20 protein-coding genes and 1 riboswitch are annotated in these 18,195 nt (G+C 73.8%); of the genes, 10 read left to right on the forward strand and 10 right to left on the reverse strand.

All coding sequences use genetic code 11. The annotated features are described in order from the left end of the window. Positions 1 to 93 precede the first annotated feature (93 nt). The 4 genes from sigK (at position 94) to ACXJKA_RS16065 (ending at position 2,371) form a co-directional block, all read left to right on the forward strand. Entirely contained in the window at positions 94 to 669 is a 576-nt protein-coding gene (gene sigK, locus ACXJKA_RS16050) for an ECF RNA polymerase sigma factor SigK (RefSeq protein WP_456826219.1), read from the forward strand. After that, positions 666 to 1,445 (forward strand): anti-sigma factor, encoded by a 780-nt coding sequence (locus tag ACXJKA_RS16055; RefSeq protein WP_456826220.1) that lies wholly within the window; start codon positions 666 to 668, stop codon positions 1,443 to 1,445. Before sigK ends, ACXJKA_RS16055 begins: the two co-directional genes overlap by 4 nt. 139 nt (positions 1,446 to 1,584) lie before the next feature. Further along, positions 1,585 to 1,659: riboswitch (cyclic di-GMP riboswitch) on the forward strand. A 16-nt stretch (positions 1,660 to 1,675) separates the two neighbouring features. Further along, entirely contained in the window at positions 1,676 to 1,831 is a 156-nt protein-coding gene (locus tag ACXJKA_RS16060) for a hypothetical protein (protein WP_456826221.1), read from the forward strand. A gap of 159 nt (positions 1,832 to 1,990) precedes the next feature. Beyond that, on the forward strand, positions 1,991 to 2,371 hold the full coding sequence (locus tag ACXJKA_RS16065; RefSeq protein ID WP_456826222.1) for a hypothetical protein: 381 nt from the start codon (positions 1,991 to 1,993) through the stop codon (positions 2,369 to 2,371). Positions 2,372 to 2,434: 63 nt separating this feature from the next. On the opposite strand, the gene ACXJKA_RS16070 is transcribed toward ACXJKA_RS16065, so the two are convergent. Next, positions 2,435 to 5,005: a flippase-like domain-containing protein gene (locus ACXJKA_RS16070; protein WP_456826223.1), complete on the reverse strand. Its 2,571-nt coding sequence runs from the start codon at positions 5,003 to 5,005 to the stop codon at positions 2,435 to 2,437. Positions 5,006 to 5,206: 201 nt separating this feature from the next. Between ACXJKA_RS16070 and ACXJKA_RS16075 the strand changes: the two genes are divergently transcribed. Further along, positions 5,207 to 5,815: an HdeD family acid-resistance protein gene (locus ACXJKA_RS16075; RefSeq protein WP_456826224.1), complete on the forward strand. Its 609-nt coding sequence runs from the start codon at positions 5,207 to 5,209 to the stop codon at positions 5,813 to 5,815. Here ACXJKA_RS16075 and ACXJKA_RS16080 read toward each other — a convergent pair. Next, entirely contained in the window at positions 5,808 to 6,671 is an 864-nt protein-coding gene (locus tag ACXJKA_RS16080) for a CPBP family intramembrane glutamic endopeptidase (protein WP_456826225.1), read from the reverse strand. The genes ACXJKA_RS16075 and ACXJKA_RS16080 overlap by 8 nt on opposite strands. 149 nt (positions 6,672 to 6,820) lie before the next feature. Between ACXJKA_RS16080 and ACXJKA_RS16085 the strand changes: the two genes are divergently transcribed. From ACXJKA_RS16085 to ACXJKA_RS16100, 4 genes are read left to right on the forward strand one after another with little or no spacing between them, the layout of a single operon-like run. Then, complete coding sequence (locus tag ACXJKA_RS16085) at positions 6,821 to 7,462, forward strand: hypothetical protein (RefSeq protein ID WP_456826226.1); 642 nt, start codon at positions 6,821 to 6,823, stop codon at positions 7,460 to 7,462. Beyond that, positions 7,455 to 7,757, forward strand: coding sequence for a transcriptional regulator (locus ACXJKA_RS16090; RefSeq protein WP_456826227.1), 303 nt, complete (start codon positions 7,455 to 7,457; stop codon positions 7,755 to 7,757). The genes ACXJKA_RS16085 and ACXJKA_RS16090 overlap by 8 nt, the downstream gene beginning before the upstream one ends. Continuing rightward, entirely contained in the window at positions 7,754 to 8,671 is a 918-nt protein-coding gene (locus ACXJKA_RS16095; protein WP_456826228.1) for an ABC transporter ATP-binding protein, read from the forward strand. The genes ACXJKA_RS16090 and ACXJKA_RS16095 overlap by 4 nt, the downstream gene beginning before the upstream one ends. Further along, positions 8,668 to 9,444, forward strand: a complete 777-nt coding sequence (locus tag ACXJKA_RS16100; RefSeq protein ID WP_456826229.1) for an ABC transporter permease — start codon at positions 8,668 to 8,670, stop codon at positions 9,442 to 9,444. Before ACXJKA_RS16095 ends, ACXJKA_RS16100 begins: the two co-directional genes overlap by 4 nt. A 6-nt stretch (positions 9,445 to 9,450) precedes the next feature. Here the strand turns inward: ACXJKA_RS16100 and ACXJKA_RS16105 are convergent, their stop codons facing one another. Genes ACXJKA_RS16105 through ACXJKA_RS16115 form a run of 3 tightly spaced genes read right to left on the reverse strand, consistent with a single transcriptional unit; the run spans position 9,451 to position 12,346 of the window. Beyond that, positions 9,451 to 11,820, reverse strand: a complete 2,370-nt coding sequence (locus ACXJKA_RS16105; protein WP_456826230.1) for a heavy metal translocating P-type ATPase — start codon at positions 11,818 to 11,820, stop codon at positions 9,451 to 9,453. Further along, on the reverse strand, positions 11,817 to 12,050 hold the full coding sequence (locus ACXJKA_RS16110) for a heavy-metal-associated domain-containing protein (RefSeq protein WP_456826231.1): 234 nt from the start codon (positions 12,048 to 12,050) through the stop codon (positions 11,817 to 11,819). The genes ACXJKA_RS16105 and ACXJKA_RS16110 overlap by 4 nt, the downstream gene beginning before the upstream one ends. Before the next feature lie 14 nt (positions 12,051 to 12,064). Beyond that, entirely contained in the window at positions 12,065 to 12,346 is a 282-nt protein-coding gene (locus tag ACXJKA_RS16115) for a metal-sensitive transcriptional regulator (protein ID WP_056086768.1), read from the reverse strand. A 93-nt stretch (positions 12,347 to 12,439) separates the two neighbouring features. On the opposite strand from ACXJKA_RS16115, the gene ACXJKA_RS16120 reads away from it, so the two are divergent. Further along, on the forward strand, positions 12,440 to 12,898 hold the full coding sequence (locus ACXJKA_RS16120; RefSeq protein WP_456826232.1) for an RrF2 family transcriptional regulator: 459 nt from the start codon (positions 12,440 to 12,442) through the stop codon (positions 12,896 to 12,898). Between the two features lie 3 nt (positions 12,899 to 12,901). Here the strand turns inward: ACXJKA_RS16120 and hemL are convergent, their stop codons facing one another. The 5 genes from hemL to ACXJKA_RS16145 form a co-directional block, all read right to left on the reverse strand. Beyond that, complete coding sequence (gene hemL / locus ACXJKA_RS16125) at positions 12,902 to 14,245, reverse strand: glutamate-1-semialdehyde 2,1-aminomutase (RefSeq protein ID WP_456826233.1); 1,344 nt, start codon at positions 14,243 to 14,245, stop codon at positions 12,902 to 12,904. Further along, complete coding sequence (gene hemB, locus ACXJKA_RS16130; protein WP_456826234.1) at positions 14,242 to 15,231, reverse strand: porphobilinogen synthase; 990 nt, start codon at positions 15,229 to 15,231, stop codon at positions 14,242 to 14,244. Before hemB ends, hemL begins: the two co-directional genes overlap by 4 nt. After that, complete coding sequence (locus tag ACXJKA_RS16135) at positions 15,231 to 16,061, reverse strand: uroporphyrinogen-III synthase (protein ID WP_456826235.1); 831 nt, start codon at positions 16,059 to 16,061, stop codon at positions 15,231 to 15,233. Before ACXJKA_RS16135 ends, hemB begins: the two co-directional genes overlap by 1 nt. Then, positions 16,058 to 17,029 (reverse strand): hydroxymethylbilane synthase, encoded by a 972-nt coding sequence (gene hemC, locus ACXJKA_RS16140; RefSeq protein WP_456826236.1) that lies wholly within the window; start codon positions 17,027 to 17,029, stop codon positions 16,058 to 16,060. The genes ACXJKA_RS16135 and hemC overlap by 4 nt, the downstream gene beginning before the upstream one ends. Positions 17,030 to 17,204: 175 nt before the next feature. Beyond that, positions 17,205 to 18,195, reverse strand: a 991-nt coding sequence (locus ACXJKA_RS16145; RefSeq protein WP_456826237.1) for a protoporphyrinogen/coproporphyrinogen oxidase, incomplete at its 5' end; no start/stop codon positions are given.

Here is an 18,195-nt window from a genome sequence, read left to right on the forward strand (position 1 = left end):
CGACAGACGACGGATCAGATGTCCCAGGTACAGCTCTCGACGCGACCGGCGCCCGCCGCGCGGCGGGCGGCGCCCTGGGAGAGACTGGCCCGCGTGGAGCGAGGACGGGACGAGGGCGACGTGCCCCGTGCCGCCGAGTCCCTGCTCGCGGCCGTCGCGCACGGCGACGACTCCGCCTTCGCGCAGCTGTACGACGCGCTGGGCCGCGGAGTCTTCGGCACGTGCCTCGGCGTGCTGCGGGACCCGGACCACGCCGCCGAGGTCGCGCAGGAGGTCTGGCTCGAGGTCTGGCGCACGGCGGCCCGCTTCGACCCGACGCGCGGGTCGGCCCGCACCTGGGCGCTGACGCTCGCCCACCGGCGTGCCGTCGACCGGGTCCGCGCCGTGCAGGCCCAGCGCGACCGTGACCAGCGCGTCCTCGACGGGAGCACCGAGCGCGAGTTCGACGTCGTGGCCGACGAGGTCCAGGCCGCGCTCGAGCAGGCCCGCGTCCGTGACTGCCTCGGCTCGCTGACCCCCACGCAGAAGCAGGCCGTCGTCCTCGCCTACTACGGCGGCCGGACCTACCGTGAGGTGGCCGACCAGCTCGCCGCGCCGCTGCCGACCGTGAAGTCGCGGATCCGTGACGGCCTGCTCCGCCTGCGCGACTGCTTGGGGGTGATCGCATGAGCACGTCGTCCCCCGACGACGACGTCCGCTCGCTCCTCGGCGCTTACGCGCTCGACGCGGTCGACCCCGACGAGCGCGCGCTGGTGGAGCAGCTGGTGGCCACCGACGCCTCGGCCGCCGCCGAGCTCGCGCAGCTCACCGCGGTGGCGGCCACCCTGGGCGACGCCGTCGCCGGCGAGCCCCCGGCCGCGCTGCGCGCCTCGGTCCTCGCCGCCGTCGTCGGGACCCCCCAGCTGGGCCGGCTCGCGGGCCCCCGCCCCGCCTTGCCGACGGCCGAGCCCCCGGCCGCCGACGACGCCGGCGTCACTGACCTGGCCGCACGCCGCCGCCCGTCGCGCACGCGCTGGCTCGCCGTCGCCGCCGCGTTCGTCGTCGGCGCCGCCGTGCCGACCGCGCTCGCCATCCAGCAGGCGCAGCGCGCGCACGAGGTCGAGCAGCAGCAGCAGGCGCTCGCGGACCTGCTCACCGACCCGTCGGCGGTCGTCGTCCACGGTGCCGTGACCGGTGGCGGCGCCGCGACGGCGATCCTCACCGACGACGCCGCGCTGTTCAGCGCCGCGGGCCTGCCCGACCCCGGCGACGACCACGTCTACCAGCTCTGGGTGATCGACGGCGACGAGGCGGCTTCCGCCGGCGTCCTGGCCGACGACGACGGCACGGTCCGCCAGCTCGCCGACGACTTCACCGAAGGTTCCGCCCTGGCGATCACGGTCGAACCCTCCGGCGGCTCCACCCAGCCGACGACGACTCCCCTGGTCGTCCTCGCGGCCGCCTGAGAAAAGCCAGTGCGTACCTGCTGGTCAGCGGGCCGCAAGCCGTCAGATTGGGCCGACCGGGTGAAATGGACGTATGTCCGATTTTGGTGGGGGTGACACGCTTCCACGGTCTCTCATGTTGCTCTAATGTCGGACTTGTCAGCGAAAACGGCAAACCCTCTGCAAGGAGGGGACGCAAAGCCACGGGACCTACAGGGTCAGCCGGGCTACCGAACAGACAGGACACCGTCATGGACCAGCGTGGGTTTTCCGTCGACCCGTCCGACACCTCCATCAACCTCACCCCGGCATTCCCGGCTCCGCGCCTGCAGGCGTGGGCGGGGCTCGCTGCTCGTCGCAGCATGATCGAGCTGGTGCCGGCGCAGCGCGAGAACGCCGCGGCCTGAGAGAACGAACGCAGAGCCCCCCGAGACCACGCGGTCCTGGGGGGCTTTGTGATATCGCAGGTCAGCGCGGTGGGACCTTGGTGCCGATCGCGCTGATTGTCCGTTAGCCTCACCACACGGGCTTGCCACTCGGGGCGGCCGCATTTGAGAGAAGGTCGCATGAACAGCTTTGCACAGTGGTTCTGGCTGCTGATCTGGTGGTTCCTGTTCTTCGCCTACCTGGTCATCCTCTTCCAGATCATCGGAGACCTCTTCCGCGACCACGAGCTCAGCGGGTGGTGGAAGGCCCTCTGGATCATCGGGCTGATCTTCATCCCGTTCCTGGTGGCGTTGATCTACGTGATCGCCCGCGGCAGGGGCATGGCGGAGCGTCAGGTGCAGGCCGTCCAGCAGGCCAAGTCGGACACCGACTCGTACATCCGGGAAGTGGCGGCCGGGAAGTCGCCGGCGGAGCACATCGCCGAGGCGAAGGCCCTCCTGGACGCCGGCACGATCGACGCGAACGAGTACGCGCAGCTCAAGGCGAAGGCACTCGCCTGACCTGAGCTCGATCCTCCGGGCCGGTACCCCCACGGGTGCCGGCCCGGAGGCATGTCCGGAGCGTTACAGCTCCCCGGTCCTCTGCAGGTAACGCATCGCCGCCCAGCCGAGCGGGATGCGCAGCCAGTAGGTGGCCACGCGGAAGAGCACGGCGATCGACGTGGCGATACCGGCGTTGATCCCGGTGGCGCCGGTCAGCGTGGTGGCCAGCGCCAGCTCGATGGTGCCGATGCCGCCGGGGGTCGGCACCAGCGCGCCCGCGGTGTTGCCCGCCAGGTAGACCAACGCCACCTGGATCAGGGTGGCCTCCTGCCCGAACGCCGCGAGGCTGGCGTCGAACGCGAAGATGAAGCCGAGCGTCATCAGCAGGTTGCCGCCGAGGGCGAGCGCCAGGCGCCACGGCTGCCCCACCACCTCGATGAGGCGCGGCCAGGTCTGGCGCAGGGTGGGCATCGTCTTGGCCAGCACCCACTGGCGCACCTTGGGCACCAGGAGCCCGGAGGCGACGAGCGCCGCGAGGATGCCGAGCACGAGCAGGACGGCCGGCGAGATCGGCAGCGTGGACTCCGAGTTGCCGGACACGAGGGTCAGCACCAGCAGCAGCCCGAGCGTCACCACGAACTGGCTGACCTGGACCAGGGCGACGGTCGCCGCGGAGAGCGTCGTCGAGACACCGCGCTTCTGAAGCATCCGCAGGTTCAGGGCCGCCGGGCCGATGCCGGCGGGGGCGGCGAGGCCGACGAAGGTCGCCGCCGTCTGCACGAGCGTGGCGTGCCAGAGGGGAAGCTTGACCGGCGAGAACGCGACGAACGCAAGGGCCGCGCCCAGCAGCGTGAGCAGGCCGAGCAGGAACGCGACGACGGTCCACCGCCAGTCGCCGGCCGCGAGCGCCGAGGTGATCTCGTTGATGTTGATGCTGGTGATGACGAAGACGATGGCCGCGATCGGCACGACGATGGTCAGCACCGTGCGCGCGCCGAACCGCACCAGCTGCTGCGGCTCCACGTCGGCGTCGGGCAGGTGCGCGACGAGCGCCGACCGCAGCTCGGCGAGCACCTTCTTGTCGGCGCGCATCTCGTTGCGGGTGAGCCGCGGCAGCGTGATCGTCTGCAGCAGCGGGCCGATCTCGGCGATGAGGTCCTCGGAGAGCACGGCCACGGCCGAGTCGAGGGCCCGGGTCGCGCCGACGCGCAGGGCGAGGAGCGCGACCAGCTGGGTGACATCCATGCGGCGGGCCAGCTGGGAGGACGCGACGTCGCCCTGCTCCCAGCTGGTCACCCAGACCACGGGGCGACCGACCACCGTCTCGACGAGCAGGACGTCGCTGGTCAGCGACCGGTGGGCGATGCCGGCGTCGTGCGCGAGCTGCAGCTGTGCCCAGATCTCCTGCAGCAGGTCGTCGGTGAGCTCTGTCGGGTCGAGGTCGCCCAGCGGCACCGCGCGCCCGGGCCGCTCCTGGACCAGCAGCATCGAGTCGTCCGCCTCGGCGATGCTCAGCAGCTTCGGTGTGCGGACCCCGGCGGCCCGCGCGGCGTACGCCAACAGGGCCGTGCGCTCGGCGGCCTGGCGCAGCGACACCACGGACCGGCCCTCGATGCCGCGCATCCGCAGCGATCGCCACAGGCGGGTGAGCATGCCGACCACCTGGCGGTCGCCGTCGATGACGACCAGGTCCAGCTCGTCGCCGTCGGCCGTCGTGAGCTCGTACAGGCGGTGGGCGGTCGATCGCGTCAGCGCGCGGGCGGCCGGGCCGCCGTCGAGCGCGGGTTCGCCGGCGGGGGCGTCCTCGGTGGTCTCGTCGGCCACCCGCAGCAGCCGGACCGGGTCGAAACCCGCCCGTCGGACCCCGGCGACGAGGCTCGCGCCGTAGGCGCGCTCGGACTGCACGCCGGACAGGTACCGGATCCCCAGGCCGGTGATGCGGCCGAGGAGGAACGAGACGACCAGCCCGGGCAGCGACACCCCGGCCGTGATGAGCAGGACGCCGATCGCGATCCACAGCAGGTTCCACGACCATTTGACGGTCTTGCGACGTCCGCGCGGACCGACCACGGTGAGCAGGCCGACGAGGAGCGCGACGTACCCCGGCAGCGTCACGACCCACTCGCCGTCCGACCGGATCGACATCCCGATGGTCAGCTCGTCGGACCCGAACGTGCGGATGGCCCAGAGCACGGCCTCGTTGAGCATCAGCGCGGCGAGGGCCGCGATCAGGCCCTCGAGCAGCTGGCGACCGAGGCGGCGGAACGCGAGCTCGGTGATGACGGCCAGCGGGACCGCGAGGACGACGAAGACCTCGAGGCTTCGGCGGGGCACGAAGAGGATCCGGTTCAGCAGGGTGGCGAAGCCCTGGACGTCCTCGGCCACCCCGGACGTGGTGTTGTGCGCGTACGTCGCCAGGACCAGGACGAGCGCGACGCCCAGCGCGGACAGGATGGTGCCGAGCAGGTCGCTCGGGTGGTGCACGCGGACGGCGGGGACGTCGACGATGTCGACACCGGCTGTGCGGTCGGTTCCGTCGGTTCCGTCGGTGGAGGGCGTCCCCGACGCGGGCGCGACGGTTCCGGTGGGCGCGGTGTCGTCGGCAGCCGTGGCCGCGTCGACGTCCGCGCGACTGGCGGGCGTCGCGGACATACGGGCGAGTCTAGGCAGCCGTGCCGTCCGCGCCCGGCAGGGCTGGCCCACGACGTTGTCGGGCTCGTCACGGTGGCCCGTGGCCTGGATGGACGGTTGCGCGCCGTTCGGGTGCGCTGTCGGGATCGTCCACTAGCGTGACCGCGAAGGGGGTGTCCCCTCGACCGACGTCCTTCGTGCTGACATCTTGTGGAGGCCCCGATGCCCGACGACCTGACCGCCGCCGCCGCTGACGCCACCGCGCTGCGCCGCATCTGGTGGCTGCCGGTCCTGCGTGGCGTGGTGCTGCTGATCCTCGGCCTGTTCATGCTCGTGCAGCCGCTCGGGACCGTGAAGGCGCTCGTGTGGGTGTTCGGGGTGTTCGCCATCATCGACGGCCTCATCGCCATCGCGCAGTGGCTGAGCAACCGCAAGGAGCCGGGCGCGGGCTGGTGGCTGGTCTCAGGACTGGTCGGGATCGCCTTCGGCATCATCGCCGTCGTCTGGACCGGCCCCACCGCGCAGGTGGTCTTCTACCTGATCGCGCTCTGGGTGCTGGTGATCGGCGCGCTCGGGATCATCGCCGCGGTGGTGCTCTACCGGTCCCGGGACATCGGCTGGTACTGGGTGCTGACGTTCGGGCTGATCTCGTTCCTGTTCGGGCTGCTGCTGATCATGAACCCGCAGACGTCGGTGAGCGTCATCATCGTGCTGCTGGGCCTGTTCGCGTTCGTCGGCGGAGTCGTGCTCGTGGTCAGCGGGTTCGCGACGAAGCAGATGGCCAACGACCTGGACAAGGGCACGGCCACGGCCCAGCGCCCGGCTAGTTGAGCCCCAGGGCCGCGATCCACGCGGCGGGGATCAGCGCGTAGCCGACGAACACGACCATGTCCATGATCGTGTGCGCCACCACGAGCGGCATGACCCGTCGCTTGCGCCGGTAGTACTCGGCGAACACCAGGCCCATGATCGCGTTCCCGACGAACGCGCCCCAGCCCTGGTACAGGTGGTACGAGCCGCGCAGGAGCGCACTGGTGACGACGATCATCGGCGCGCTCCAGCGCAGCTCGCGCAGCCGCTCCATGAGGTAGCCGACGACGATGACCTCCTCCAGCAGCGCGTTCTGCAGCGCGGCGAGGAGCAGCACGGGGATGGTCCACCAAGCGGCGTTGAGGGCCGACGCCTGCACCTGGACCGCGAGCCCCAGGACGCGGGCGACCGCGTACAGCCCGAGCCCGGGGATCCCGATCAGCGCCGCGAGCCCCACGCCGACGCCCAGGTCCCGCCACGGCCGCGTGAGATCGAGGCCGATCCGGCGGATCGCCGACTTCCCGTTGGCCGACAGCAGGTACAGGGCCAGCGCGACCGGGACCAGCGCGAACCCGATCTGCAGCAGCTGGTACGTGAGGTCCAGCCACGGGCGCGGCGACCGGCTCGGGTTGAGCGTCGTCGACTGCTCGCCCAGGGGCGGCCCGGCGGTGAGGCGGTCGATGATGTTGACCACCGCGTAGAGCCCCGACCTGCCCAGCGACAGGCCGAGCACGATCCAGATCTCCGTGGTGAGCCGGCGGCGGTAGGCCCGCTGGCTCGGCGGCGGCGCGGTGGTCTGTGCAGCGGGCACGTCGACGTCGGTGCGCGCGGGAGCGTACGGGCTCGCCCCGTCGGGCGTCGGCGTCGGCGCTGTCATGGGCGCAGCGTAGGCCGCCTCCCTGGACGCCACCTGGACGCCCGCTGGGCACGGACCGGCCCCGGGGCTCGCCGACCTCCGAAGTCCCGAAAGGGGTTGTGCTCGCGTTTGTCGCAAACTACTTTGTACTGCAAAGTCGAGGAGCGACGATGAGCAGCGATCAGCCCGACGAGCTGGCGGCGAGCGAGTCCGATGCCGCGCCCGAGATCGCGGACGCGCTCGCGATCATCGCCGCGCAGCGGCTGCGGGCCGCGGACGTGCGGCCGTCGAGCGCCCTGATCTACGGGGTGTGGGGCGCGGTCTGGCTGGTCGGGTACGGGGCGATGTGGCTGACGGCTCGCGACGACGACACACCGTCGGTGGCGGCGGGCGTGGTCGCGGTCGCGGGCGGGGTGCTCGCACTCGTCGTGACGATCGTGCACATCACGAGGCGGACGCGCGGGATCGCCGGGGCGAGCGCGCGGCAGGGCGCGATGTACGGGTGGGCATGGGCGATCGGGTTCCTGGCGCAGAGCATGATCGTCGGCGGTCTCGCGCGGGCCGGGGCGTCGAACGAGGTCACCGCGCTGGCCGCCAACGCGATCGCCGCCCTGGTCGTGGGCCTGCTGTACCTCACCGGCGGCGTCCTCTGGCGGTCGAGCGCGATGTACGTGCTCGGCGGCTGGATCGCGCTGGTCGGCGCGGGGGCGGCGCTCGCGGGACTGCCCGGGTCGTACCTGCTCATGGCGCTGGCGGGCGGCGGCGGGATGCTCGCCGCCGCCGCGGTCGAGGCAGTGCGCGGCCGTGGCTGAGGTCGAGCTGGACCCGGTCATCCACGCGCAGGCCCGGCTCCGCGTGGTCGCGACGCTGGCGTCGCTGGGCGCCCACGACCGCATCGCGTTCCCCCGGCTGCAGAAGCTGCTGGACATGACGGCGGGCAACTTGTCGACCCACCTACGCCGACTGGAGGAGGCGGACTACGTGACGATCACCAAGACGCACGAGGGCCGGACACCGGCCACCTACGTGGCTCTCACGCTGACCGGGAGGTCGGCGTTCGAGCGATACACGCGCTCGCTGCGGGCGCTGCTGGACGGTGCCTCGTGAACGCCGTCGTGGAGCTGGTCGGGGTGACCCGGACGTTCGGCGCGGTGACCGCGCTTTCCGACGTGTCGCTGACGGTCGGCGAGGGTGAGCTGGTCGGGCTGCTCGGGCCCAACGGCGCGGGAAAGACGACGCTGCTCAGCCTGGTCAGCGGACTGCGGAAGCAGGACTCCGGCGACGTGCGGCTCTTCGGCGGCGACCCGCGCCGGGCGTCGTCGCGGATCGGGCTCGGGACCACGCCGCAGGAGACGGGCCTGCCGCCGACGCTGACGGTCGGGGAGGTGGTCGACCTCGTCGCGAAGCACTACCCGGCACCGATGACGCGCGCCGAGGTGCTCGCGCGGTTCGGGCTCGAGGACCTGGTCGGGCGCCAGACGGGTGGGCTGTCCGGCGGGCAGAAGCGGCGGCTGGCGGTCGCCCTCGCGCTGGTCGGCCGGCCGCGGCTGGTGCTCCTGGACGAGCCGACCACCGGGCTCGACGTCGAGGCGCGGCACATCCTCTGGCAGGCGCTGCGCGACTACCACGCCGACGGTGCGACCGTGCTGCTGACCAGCCACTACCTCGAGGAGATCGAGGCCCTGGCCGACCGGGTCGTGGTCATCGGCGGGGGTCGCGTGCTCGCCGACGACAGCCTCGCGTCGGTGCTCGGGCTCGTGGCCTTGCGGCGCGTGATCCTGTCGCTGCCGGCCTCGTCGACGGTCGACCTCGCGCGCCTTCCGGGGGCGGCGAGCGCCCAGCAGGCTCCCGACGGGCGGTGGACGGTCCTCGCCAACGACGCGGACCGACTGGTGCGCGCGCTCGTCGTCGAGGACGTGCCGTTCCGCGACCTCGAGATGCGCGGGGCCTCGCTGGAGGAGGCCTTTTTGGCGCTGACGCACGAGTCCCACGAGTCCCATGAGCAGGAGGTCGCCCGATGAGCACCGTCGCCCTGACGCCCCGGCCGTTCTGGGCGCTTGCCGTGCTGCACGCCCGGTTCCAGTTCCTGGAGACCATCCGGATCCCCATCGCCGTCATCGGCAACCTGCTGTTCCCGTCGCTGGCGCTGCTGTTCTTCGTCATCCCGCAGCGGGCGGTGGCCGACGACCCGGGGATCGCCACGGCCGCGATCGCGCAGCTCGGGGTTTTCGCAGTGATGTCGACGTGCCTGTTCTCGTTCGGCGTCGGCGTCTCCGAGGACCGCGCGCTGCCGTTCGACCCGTTCCTGCGCACCCTGCCGGCCGGAGCCGGGCCGCGGCTGGTCGGCCGCGTGCTCAACGGCGTCCTCTGGTCGTACCTGGCGCTGGTCCCGCTGGTGCTGCTCGGTGCGGTCGCGACCGCGGCCACCGTCACGCCGTCGCAGGCGCTCGCGGCGATCGTCATGGTGCCCGCCGTGGCCGTGCCGTTCCTGCTCCTCGGGCTGTCGATCGGGTACCGGCTGAGCTCGAAGGCCGCGATCGCCGTCGTCCAGGCGACCCTGTTCCCGCTCGCGTTCGCCGGCGGCCTGTTCCTGCCGCCCGAGGCGTTCCCGGCGTGGCTCGACGCGATCTCGAAGCTGCTCCCGTCGAGGGCCGCCCGCGACCTGGCCGTGCAGGCCGTGACCGGCTACCCCGCCTACGGCTACGCGGTGCTGGTGATCCTGTCGTGGACGGTGCTGTTCGCCGCCATGGCGGTGACGGCGTACCGCCGCGACGAGGGCCGCCGGTTCCACTGACGCGCGTCAGGCGAAGCGGCGCAGGCGGAGCGAGTTGCCGACGACGAGCACCGAGGAGAACGCCATGGCCGCGCCCGCGATCATCGGGTTGAGCAGGCCGAGCGCGGCCAGCGGGATCGCGGCGACGTTGTAGGCGAACGCCCAGAACAGGTTCTGCTTGATCACGCGCAGCGTGCGGCGGGACAGCCGGATCGCGTCGCCGGCGGAGCGCAGGTCGCCGCGGACCAGCGTGATGTCGGCGGCCTCGATCGCCACGTCGGTGCCGGTGCCCATGGCCAGGCCGAGGTCGGCGGTGGCCAGGGCGGCGGCGTCGTTGACCCCGTCGCCGACCATCGCGACGCGGGCGCCCTCCCCCTGGAGGCGTGCGACGACCGCCACCTTGTCGGCGGGCAGGACGTGGGCGACGACGTCGTCGTCGGCGATGCCGACCGCACGTGCCGCCGCCCGTGCCGCGCCCGCGTTGTCACCCGTCAGCAGGACCGGGCGCAGGCCCAGGGCGCGGAGCTCGGCGACGGCCTGCGCGGAGGTCGCCTTGACCGGGTCACGCAGGACGAGGACGCCGCGCGGTGAGCCGTCCCACGCGACCATGACGGCGGTTGCTCCGTCGGCCTCGGCCGCGTCGAACGGCTGCTGGAACGCCACGGGGTCGATGCCCTGGTCCCGGAGCCAGGCGGGGCGGCCGACGAGCACGCGACGGCCCAGGCCGACGCCCGAGTGCGCCGTGCGGACGACGCCGGAGACGCCGTGGCCGGCCTCGGCGCGGAAGTCGTGCACCTGGTCGGCGCCGATGACCACGCCGTCCGCACCGGTCGGGCCGTCCGTGGTGAGCACGGCGGCCGCGATGGCCCGGCCGATCGGGTGCTCCGCCAGCTGCTCGACAGCGGCGGCGTAGCGCAGGACCTCCGGCTCGCCGAGCACCTCGACGAGCGCCATCCGGCCCTCGGTGACGGTCCCGGTCTTGTCCAGCACGACCGTGTCGACGGTGCGCGTCTGCTCGAGGACCTCGGGGCCCTTGATGAGGATGCCCAGCTGCGCGCCGCGGCCCGTGCCGACCAGCAGCGCGGTCGGGGTCGCCAGGCCGAGGGCGCAGGGGCAGGCGATGATCAGGACGGCGACGGCCGCGGTGAACGCGGCCTGCACGCCGGAGCCGCTCAGCAGCCAGGCGGCCAGCGTGCCGACGGCGAGCACCAGGACCACGGGGACGAACACCGCCGAGATGCGGTCGGCCAGGCGCTGCACGGGGGCCTTGCCGGTCTGGGCCGTGGCGACGAGCCGACCGATCTGCGCCAGCCGCGTCTCCGCACCCACGCGCGTGGCCCGCACGACGAGCGCGCCGGACGTGTTGAGGGTGGCGCCGGTGACCTCGTCGCCGGGGCCGACGTCGACCGGCACCGGCTCGCCCGTGAGCAGCGAGGTGTCGAGCGCGGACGTGCCGCGGACCACGACGCCGTCGGTGGCGACCTTCTCGCCGGGGCGGACGGCGAACTCGTCGCCGACCACGAGCCGCTCGACCGGGACCCTCTGCTCCGTGCCGTCGACCAGCAGCGCGACGTCCTTGGCGCCGAGGTCGAGCAGCGCGCGCAGGGCGTCGCCGGCGCGGCGGCGGGAGCGGTGCTCGGCGTACCGACCGGCCAGCAGGAACGTGGTGACGACGGCGGCGACCTCGAAGTAGAGCTCGGGAACGTCCATGCCCGACTCGGCGCGCGGCCAGAGGGACGGCGTCATCACCAAGCCGAGCTCGCCCGCGCCACCGAACAGCAACGCCCACAGCGACCAGCTGGTCGCCGCGATGATGCCGATCGAGACCAGCGTGTCCATGGTCGAGGCGCCGTGCCGGGCGGCGCGGAAGGCGGCCCGGTGGAACGGCCACGCGGCCCACGTGGCGACCGGCAGGGCGAGGGCGGCGACGACCCACTGCCAGCCGGTGAGCTGCAGCGCGGGGATCATCGACAGCAGCAGGACCGGGACGGTCAGCACGACGGCGACCCGCAGCCGCGCGCGCAGCTCGGTGCCGCGGGCGTCGGTGGGGGCGGACGTGTCCTCGTCCGGGTCCATGTCCTGGCCCGGAGCCATCGCGTGGCCGGAGAGCGCGTGCTCGAACGGGTCCATGTCGTGGTGCACGAACTCGGCGGACGAGCCGTGCGGTACGGGGCGGGCGCCGACCACCCGGGCGTCGTACCCCGCGGAGCGCACGGCGGCGACCAGCGCCTCGGTGTCCAACGCGACCCCGTCGGTCATCGTGACGCGCGCGGACTCCAGCGGCAGGTTCACGGTCGCCTCGACACCGGGGAGCCGGTTGAGCTTCTTTTCGACGCGCGCGACGCAGGAGGCGCAGGTCATGCCCTCGATCGCGAGATCGACGGTCTCCGAGGTCATAGCAAGGACCTCCGCGGCGTGACCGCGTAGCCGGCCTCGACGACCGCCTCCGACACCGCGGCGTCGGTCAGCGGGGCCTCGGAGACGACGGACACGGTCGACGACCCGCCGACCGTCAGCTGGACCGTCACGTCGTGCACGCCGGGCAGGGCGGTCAGCTCGGAGGTGACCGCGGCGACGCAGTGGCCGCAGGTCATGCCGTCGACGCCGAACGTGGTGGTGGTGCTCATGTGGGGACTCTCCTTCACGAACGGACGAGGCGGGCGATGGCGTCGGAGGCTTCCTTGACCTTCGCCGCGCCCTCCTCGGGGGACTGGCGGGCGGCGTCGACGACGCAGTGGGCGAGGTGGTCCTCGACCAGCCCGATGCTCACGGCCTGCAGCGCCTTGGTGACGGCGGCGACCTGCGTGAGGATGTCGATGCAGTAGACGTCCTCGTCGACCATCCGCGCGATGCCGCGGACCTGGCCCTCGACCCGGCGCAGACGCTTGAGGTAGTCGTCCTTGGCGTCGGTGTAGCCGTGCATGGGGTGCCTCTTTCGTCGGCGAGCGGGTGCTTCTCTGGCAACACGATACCCCTAGGGGGTATTCCGTCGCCGGTCGAGGGGCACAATCGCTGCATGCGGGTCTCGGCGAAGGCGGACTATGCGGTGCGGGCGTGCGCCGAGCTGGCGTCGTCCCCGCACGGCGACCCGGTGCGGGCCGACGACCTGGCGGTCGGGCAGCAGCTCCCCGTCGCGTTCCTCGAGCGGATCCTGGGCGACCTGCGCCGCGGCGGCGTGGTCTCCAGCGTGCGCGGTCGCTCCGGCGGCTACCGGCTGGCGCGGCCGGCCGACGAGATCACGCTCGCCGACGTGATCCGTGCGGTCGACGGCCCGCTGGTCACGGTCCGCGACGAGCGGCCGACCGAGCTCGAGTACGCGGGCTCCGCGCAGGCGCTGCTCGAGGTCTGGGTGGCGCTGCGCGTGAGCGTCCGCGACGTGCTCGACCAGGTGACGCTCGCCGGCCTGGTGTCGGGCGATCTGCCGCCGACGGTCCACGAGCTGGCCGCTCGGCACGACGCCTGGGTCAACCCGTAGAAGTCAGTCCGTGGGCGCCGTGGCCCGCGCGGCGGCGCGGACGGCGGCCGGGAGCGCCGAGACGATCCGGTCCACCGCGGCGTCGTCGTGCGCGGCCGAGACGAACCAGGCCTCGAACGGTGAGGGCGGCGCGTACACGCCGGACTCGAGGAGCGAGTGGAAGAAGGGCGCGTACCGCCACGACTCGGTGGCCTTGACCGCGTCGTAGTCGCGGGCGCCGCGCGCCGCGGCGTCGGGTCCGAAGAACGTGCTGAACAGGTTGCCGGCCCACTGGATGGCGTGCGGCAGACCCTCGGCGGACAGGGCGGCGCCCAGCTCACGGCGCAGCTGCGCGGAGACGGCGTCGACGCGGGCGTACACGTCCTGGTCGGCGAGGCGCAGCGTGGCGAGGCCCGCGGCCGTGGCGACGGGGTTCCCGGACAGCGTGCCCGCCTGGTAGACGGGACCGACCGGGGCCAGCAGCGCCATGACGTCGCGGCGCCCACCGACCGCGGCGACGGGCAGGCCGCCGCCGATGACCTTGCCGAACGTGTAGAGGTCGGCCGCCCAGCCCTCTCGCAGGCCCTCGAGCCCCCACCAGCCGGAGTAGCCGACCCGGAAGCCGGTGAGCACCTCGTCCTGGATGAGCAGCGCGCCGTGCGTCAGCGTCAGTCGGCGCAACGAGGCGTTGAAGCCCGGCAGCGGCGGCACGACGCCCATGTTGGCGGGCGCGGCCTCGGTGATCACGGCAGCGATGCGGTCGCCGTGCTCGGCGAAGGCGGTCTCGATCGCGGCGAGGTCGTTGTAGGGCACGACGATCGTCTCGGCGGCGACGGCCGCGGAGACGCCCGCGGAGTCGGGCAGGCCGAGCGTCGCGACGCCGGAGCCGGCCGAGGCCAGCAGCGCGTCGACGTGGCCGTGGTAGCAGCCGGCGAACTTCACGACGAGGTCGCGACCCGTGTACGCCCGCGCCAGGCGGAGCGCCGTCATGGTCGCCTCGGTGCCCGTGGAGACCAGGCGCACCCGCTCGGCCGGGGGGACCCGCGAGCGGATCTCGTCGACGAGGTCGACCTCGGTGAGGGTCGGCGCGCCGAAGCTCAGGCCGCGCCCGGCCGCCTCGCGCACGGCCTCGACGACCTCGGGGTGGGCGTGGCCCAGCAGGGCGGGCCCCCACGAGCCGACGAGGTCGACGTACTCGGTGCCGTCGACGTCCGTGACGTAGGCGCCCTGGGCGGACGCGAGGAACCGCGGCGTGCCGCCGACGTTGCCGAAGGCACGGACAGGCGAGTTGACGCCGCCGGGGATGACGGCCTGCGCGTGCTCGAACGCGTTCGCGCTCACGGTCGCTGCCGAGGTGGTGACGCTCATCGGATCTCCTCTGCCAGCCAACCGGCCAGCTCTGTCGCAGAGTACGTGAGTACGTGATCGGCACCGGCGCGGCGGATGCTGAGCACGGACTCGAGGATCGCCCGTCTGCGCTCGATCCAGCCTCGCGCGGCGGCGGCCTCGATCATGGCGTACTCACCGGACACCTGGTAGGCGGCGACCGGGACCGTGGACATGGCGGCGACGTCGGACAGGATGTCGAGGTAGGCCAGGGCGGGCTTCACCATGACGATGTCGGCGCCCTCGGCGAGGTCGATCTCCACCTCACGGACGGCCTCGCGGCGGTTGGCGGGGTCCATCTGGTAGGTCCGGCGGTCGCCGTCCAGCTGCGACTCGACGGCGTCGCGGAACGGACCGTAGAAGGCGGACGCGTACTTGGCGGCGTAGGCCAGCACGGCGACGTCGTCGCGACCCACGGCGTCCAGGGCGTCGCGCACGTGCCCGACCTGGCCGTCCATCATCCCGGACAGCCCGACGACGTGGGCGCCCGCCTCCGCCTGGGCGAGGGCCATCTCCGCGTACCGAACCAGGGTCGCGTCGTTGTCGACCACCCCCGACGGCGTGAGCACCCCGCAGTGGCCGTGGTCGGTGAACTCGTCGAGGCACAGGTCGGCCTGGACCACGAGCGCGTCGCCGACCTCCGCGACCGTGTCGGCGATCGCGACGTTGAGGATGCCGTCGGGGTCGGTGGCCTGCGAGCCCACGGCGTCCCGGACGGACGGGATCGCGAAGAGCATCACACCGCCGAGCCCAGCGCCCGCCGCCTCGGCCACCGCCTTGCGCAGGGAGTCGCGGGAGTGCTGGTACACCCCCGGCATCGAGCTGATCTCGCGCGGCTCGGTCAGGCCTTCCTTGAGGAACACGGGCAGCACCAGCTGCGCGGCGTCGAGCCGTGTCTCCGCGGCCAGGCGGCGCAGCGCGGGGGTGGAGCGCAGGCGGCGCGGGCGGATCCGTCGTACGTCGGTCATCAGAGCTCCTCCTCGGGGCTCGGGATCTGAGCGGGCAGCACGGTGGCGACCGCGCGGGCCAGGGCGTCGACCATGCCGAGCATCGTCTGCTCGGTGGCGATGCCGGCGAGCGGCAGGCCCAGGCGGGCGGCCTCGGCCGCGGTCGACGGGCCGATGCCGATCATCAGCGTGCTCGACGGCGGCGGACCCATGCGGGCCGCCAGCTCGCGGACCGTGCTGGCCGACGTGAGGAGCGCGGCGTGGATGGTGCCGTCGGCCCAGGCCTCGCGGACGTCGGCGGGCGGCGGCGCGGCCGGCACGGTCCGGTAGGCGACGACGTCGGTGACGTCCCACCCGCGGGCGCGCAGGCCGTCGGTGATCGTGGGCGCGGCCAGGTCGCCGCGGGGGAACAGCACGCGCGCCGGCGGGGAGGGTGCGGGCCACGCGTCGACCAGCGCGCGGGACGTCGACGAGCCCCGCGGGACCAGCGACGGCTCGACGCCCGCCTCGCGCAGGGCGCGCGCGGTCCCGGGACCGACGGCGGCGACGCGCACGCCCCCGTCGGCGAGCAGCTGGCCCAGRCTGCCGGCACTCTCCTGCGCGCGGTCGACCAGCACCGGCACGGCCGCGGCGCTGGTGACGACGAGCCAGCCGTACCAGCCGGACTCGAGCGCGAGCAGGGCGTCGTCCAGCTCCGTGGGGTCCTCGGGTGGGACCGTCTCGATCAGGGGCACGACGACGGCCTCCGCACCCGCCGCGGCCAGCGCGACGACGGCGGCGCTGTGCCCGGCCGCGGGTCGCGGGACCAGCACGCGCCACCCGGTCAGGGGCAGCATCGGCGCGGTACTCATCGGGCGACCCCGAGGCCGGCGAGGTCCGCGGCACCGGCCTCGAGGAGCACGTCGGCCAGCTCGGCGCCGAGGCGGCGAGCGTCGTCGGAGCTGTCGCCGCTCAGGGTCGTGGTGAGCCCACGGCGCAGGCTCGCGCCGCCGTCCGGCCGGGCGACCACGGCGTCGAGCCGCAGTGTGCGGCCGTCGTCCGCGAGGGCCGCCCACGCGCCGATCGGCGCCGCGCACCCCGCCTCGAGGCGCTCGAGCAGGGCACGCTCGGCCAGGACGGCGAGCCGGGTGGGCCGGTGGTCCAGTGCCGCGAGGGCCCGCGCGAGCGGCTCGTCGGGCGCGAGGTCGGCCCGGACCTCGATCGCGAGCGCGCCCTGACCCGCGGCGGGGGCCATGACCTCGGGCTCGAACACGTCCGTCACCGCGTCGAGCCGCCCGAGCCGGGCGAGGCCGGCGCGGGCGAGCACGACGGCGTCGAGGTCCCCCGTGCCGCTGCGGGCGCCGGCGACGCGGCCCAGGCGGGTGTCGACGTTGCCGCGGATGTCGACCACGACGAGATCGGGACGGGCGGCGAGCAGCTGGGCCGCGCGCCGCGGGGAGCCGGTGCCGACGACGGCGCCGGTCGGGAGCTTGTCCAGGGTCAGCCCGTCGCGGGCGCACAGGGCGTCGGCGGGGTCCTCGCGCGGCGGGACCGCGCCGAGCCGCAGCCCGGCGGCGTCGCCGGTCGGCAGGTCCTTGAGCGAGTGGACCGCGACGTCGCACCGGCCGTCGAGCAGGGCGTCGCGCAGCGCGGTGACGAAGACGCCCGTGCCGCCCAGGCTCTGCAGCGACCCCGTGAGGCGGTCGCCGTCGGTCCGGACGTGGACGGTCTCGAGGGTGAGGTCGCCGCCGCCGAGGGTGGCGAGGGCGTCGACCACGTGGCCGGTCTGCGTGAGCGCGAGCGCGCTCGCGCGCGTCCCGACCCGCACGTGCTGAGGCATGCGGTCAGTGTCCCCCTCAGACGGGGGGATGTCGAAGCGCGCCAGAATCGGAGAATACCGTGACGGGGTCGTGACAACTTGTCAGATCATTGTTCGCCGACGAGCCCAGAAATGTGACGCGCGACATTCTTGGGGCGCTTGCCGACACGTTGTCAGAAAATGCGCGAGGAATTGCCTAGAGCAGCGAACGCGCGGCCGCGCGCGCGTCCGGGACCACCGACGCGAACCCGTTCCCGGCCACCCACGCCCCGCACACGGCGAGGCCCTCGTGCTCGGCCACCGCGTCGCGGACCGCCCGCACCACTGCCTGGTGTGCCGCACTCGGCCGCGGGAGCGCCTGCGACCAGCGGGAGACCGCGTGCCCGGCCACCTGCTCGGGACGCAGCGGCGTGCCCAGCAGGACGGACGCGTCGGCCAGGGCCGTCGCGACGAGCTCGTCGTCCGCCTCCGGTCGTCGTGCCCCGTCGCGGTCGCCCGCGCGTCCGTACGAGAGCCGGACCACGTGTCGCCCGGGGCCGGCGGCATCGGCCAGCCAGCCCCACTTCGCGGTGCCGTGGGTGAGTGCCTTCGCCGCGACGTCGGTGGCCTCCGCCGCGACGAGCACGCCGGTGCCGCGGGGGGCGTCGTCGAGCTCGGGGGCGTCGAGGACGAGCGTCACCAGCGTGACGGCCGCGCCGGGATCGGGGGTCCCGACGCCGTCGAGGCGCAGCAGGCCGACGGCCGCCGGCGTCGCGAGGACCAGCCGCGGCGCGGTGTCGTCGCCGGTCGTCCAGCCCTCGGGTGTCTCGGCCACCGCCTGGACCACAGCGCCCGTGCGGAGCTCGCCGCCGTGTGCCTCGAGGTCGGCGACCAGCGCCTCGACCAGCACCTGCATGCCGCCGTCGACGCCCTGCACGGCCGAGCCCGCCGGCGCCGAGGCCCGCAGCGAGCGGACGGCGCGGGCGAGCGACCCGCGCTCGCGGCCGAGGGCGTCGACGAGYCCCGGGGCGACGGCGCCGACCGCAAGATCGTCGGGATCCGCCGCGTGCACGCCGCCCACGACGGGCCGCACCAGCCGGTCCAGCACGCGCACACCCATCCGCCGCCGGACCAGCGCGCCGAGCGTGGGCTCCGCGCGCGGCGGCAGCACCAGGTCGAGGCTCGCGCGCGCGGCGCCGACCAGGCCC

The sequence above is a fragment of the Cellulomonas sp. P5_E12 genome (assembly GCF_054049315.1).

Excerpts from the sequence above, each read along its gene's own strand:
- ACXJKA_RS16110 (WP_456826231.1), bottom strand. The coding sequence starts at position 12,050 with ATGAGCACCACCACCACGTTCGGCGTCGACGGCATGACCTGCGGCCAC.
- ACXJKA_RS16115 (WP_056086768.1), bottom strand. The coding sequence starts at position 12,346 with ATGCACGGCTACACCGACGCCAAGGACGACTACCTCAAGCGTCTGCGC.
- ACXJKA_RS16080 (WP_456826225.1), bottom strand. The coding sequence starts at position 6,671 with ATGACAGCGCCGACGCCGACGCCCGACGGGGCGAGCCCGTACGCTCCC.
- ACXJKA_RS16120 (WP_456826232.1), top strand. The coding sequence starts at position 12,440 with ATGCGGGTCTCGGCGAAGGCGGACTATGCGGTGCGGGCGTGCGCCGAG.
- ACXJKA_RS16100 (WP_456826229.1), top strand. The coding sequence starts at position 8,668 with ATGAGCACCGTCGCCCTGACGCCCCGGCCGTTCTGGGCGCTTGCCGTG.
- ACXJKA_RS16085 (WP_456826226.1), top strand. The coding sequence starts at position 6,821 with ATGAGCAGCGATCAGCCCGACGAGCTGGCGGCGAGCGAGTCCGATGCC.
- ACXJKA_RS16075 (WP_456826224.1), top strand. The coding sequence starts at position 5,207 with ATGCCCGACGACCTGACCGCCGCCGCCGCTGACGCCACCGCGCTGCGC.
- ACXJKA_RS16065 (WP_456826222.1), top strand. The coding sequence starts at position 1,991 with ATGAACAGCTTTGCACAGTGGTTCTGGCTGCTGATCTGGTGGTTCCTG.
- hemB (WP_456826234.1), bottom strand. The coding sequence starts at position 15,231 with ATGACCGACGTACGACGGATCCGCCCGCGCCGCCTGCGCTCCACCCCC.
- ACXJKA_RS16070 (WP_456826223.1), bottom strand. The coding sequence starts at position 5,005 with ATGTCCGCGACGCCCGCCAGTCGCGCGGACGTCGACGCGGCCACGGCT.
- ACXJKA_RS16055 (WP_456826220.1), top strand. The coding sequence starts at position 666 with ATGAGCACGTCGTCCCCCGACGACGACGTCCGCTCGCTCCTCGGCGCT.
- hemL (WP_456826233.1), bottom strand. The coding sequence starts at position 14,245 with ATGAGCGTCACCACCTCGGCAGCGACCGTGAGCGCGAACGCGTTCGAG.
- ACXJKA_RS16060 (WP_456826221.1), top strand. The coding sequence starts at position 1,676 with ATGGACCAGCGTGGGTTTTCCGTCGACCCGTCCGACACCTCCATCAAC.
- ACXJKA_RS16105 (WP_456826230.1), bottom strand. The coding sequence starts at position 11,820 with ATGACCTCGGAGACCGTCGATCTCGCGATCGAGGGCATGACCTGCGCC.
- hemC (WP_456826236.1), bottom strand. The coding sequence starts at position 17,029 with ATGCCTCAGCACGTGCGGGTCGGGACGCGCGCGAGCGCGCTCGCGCTC.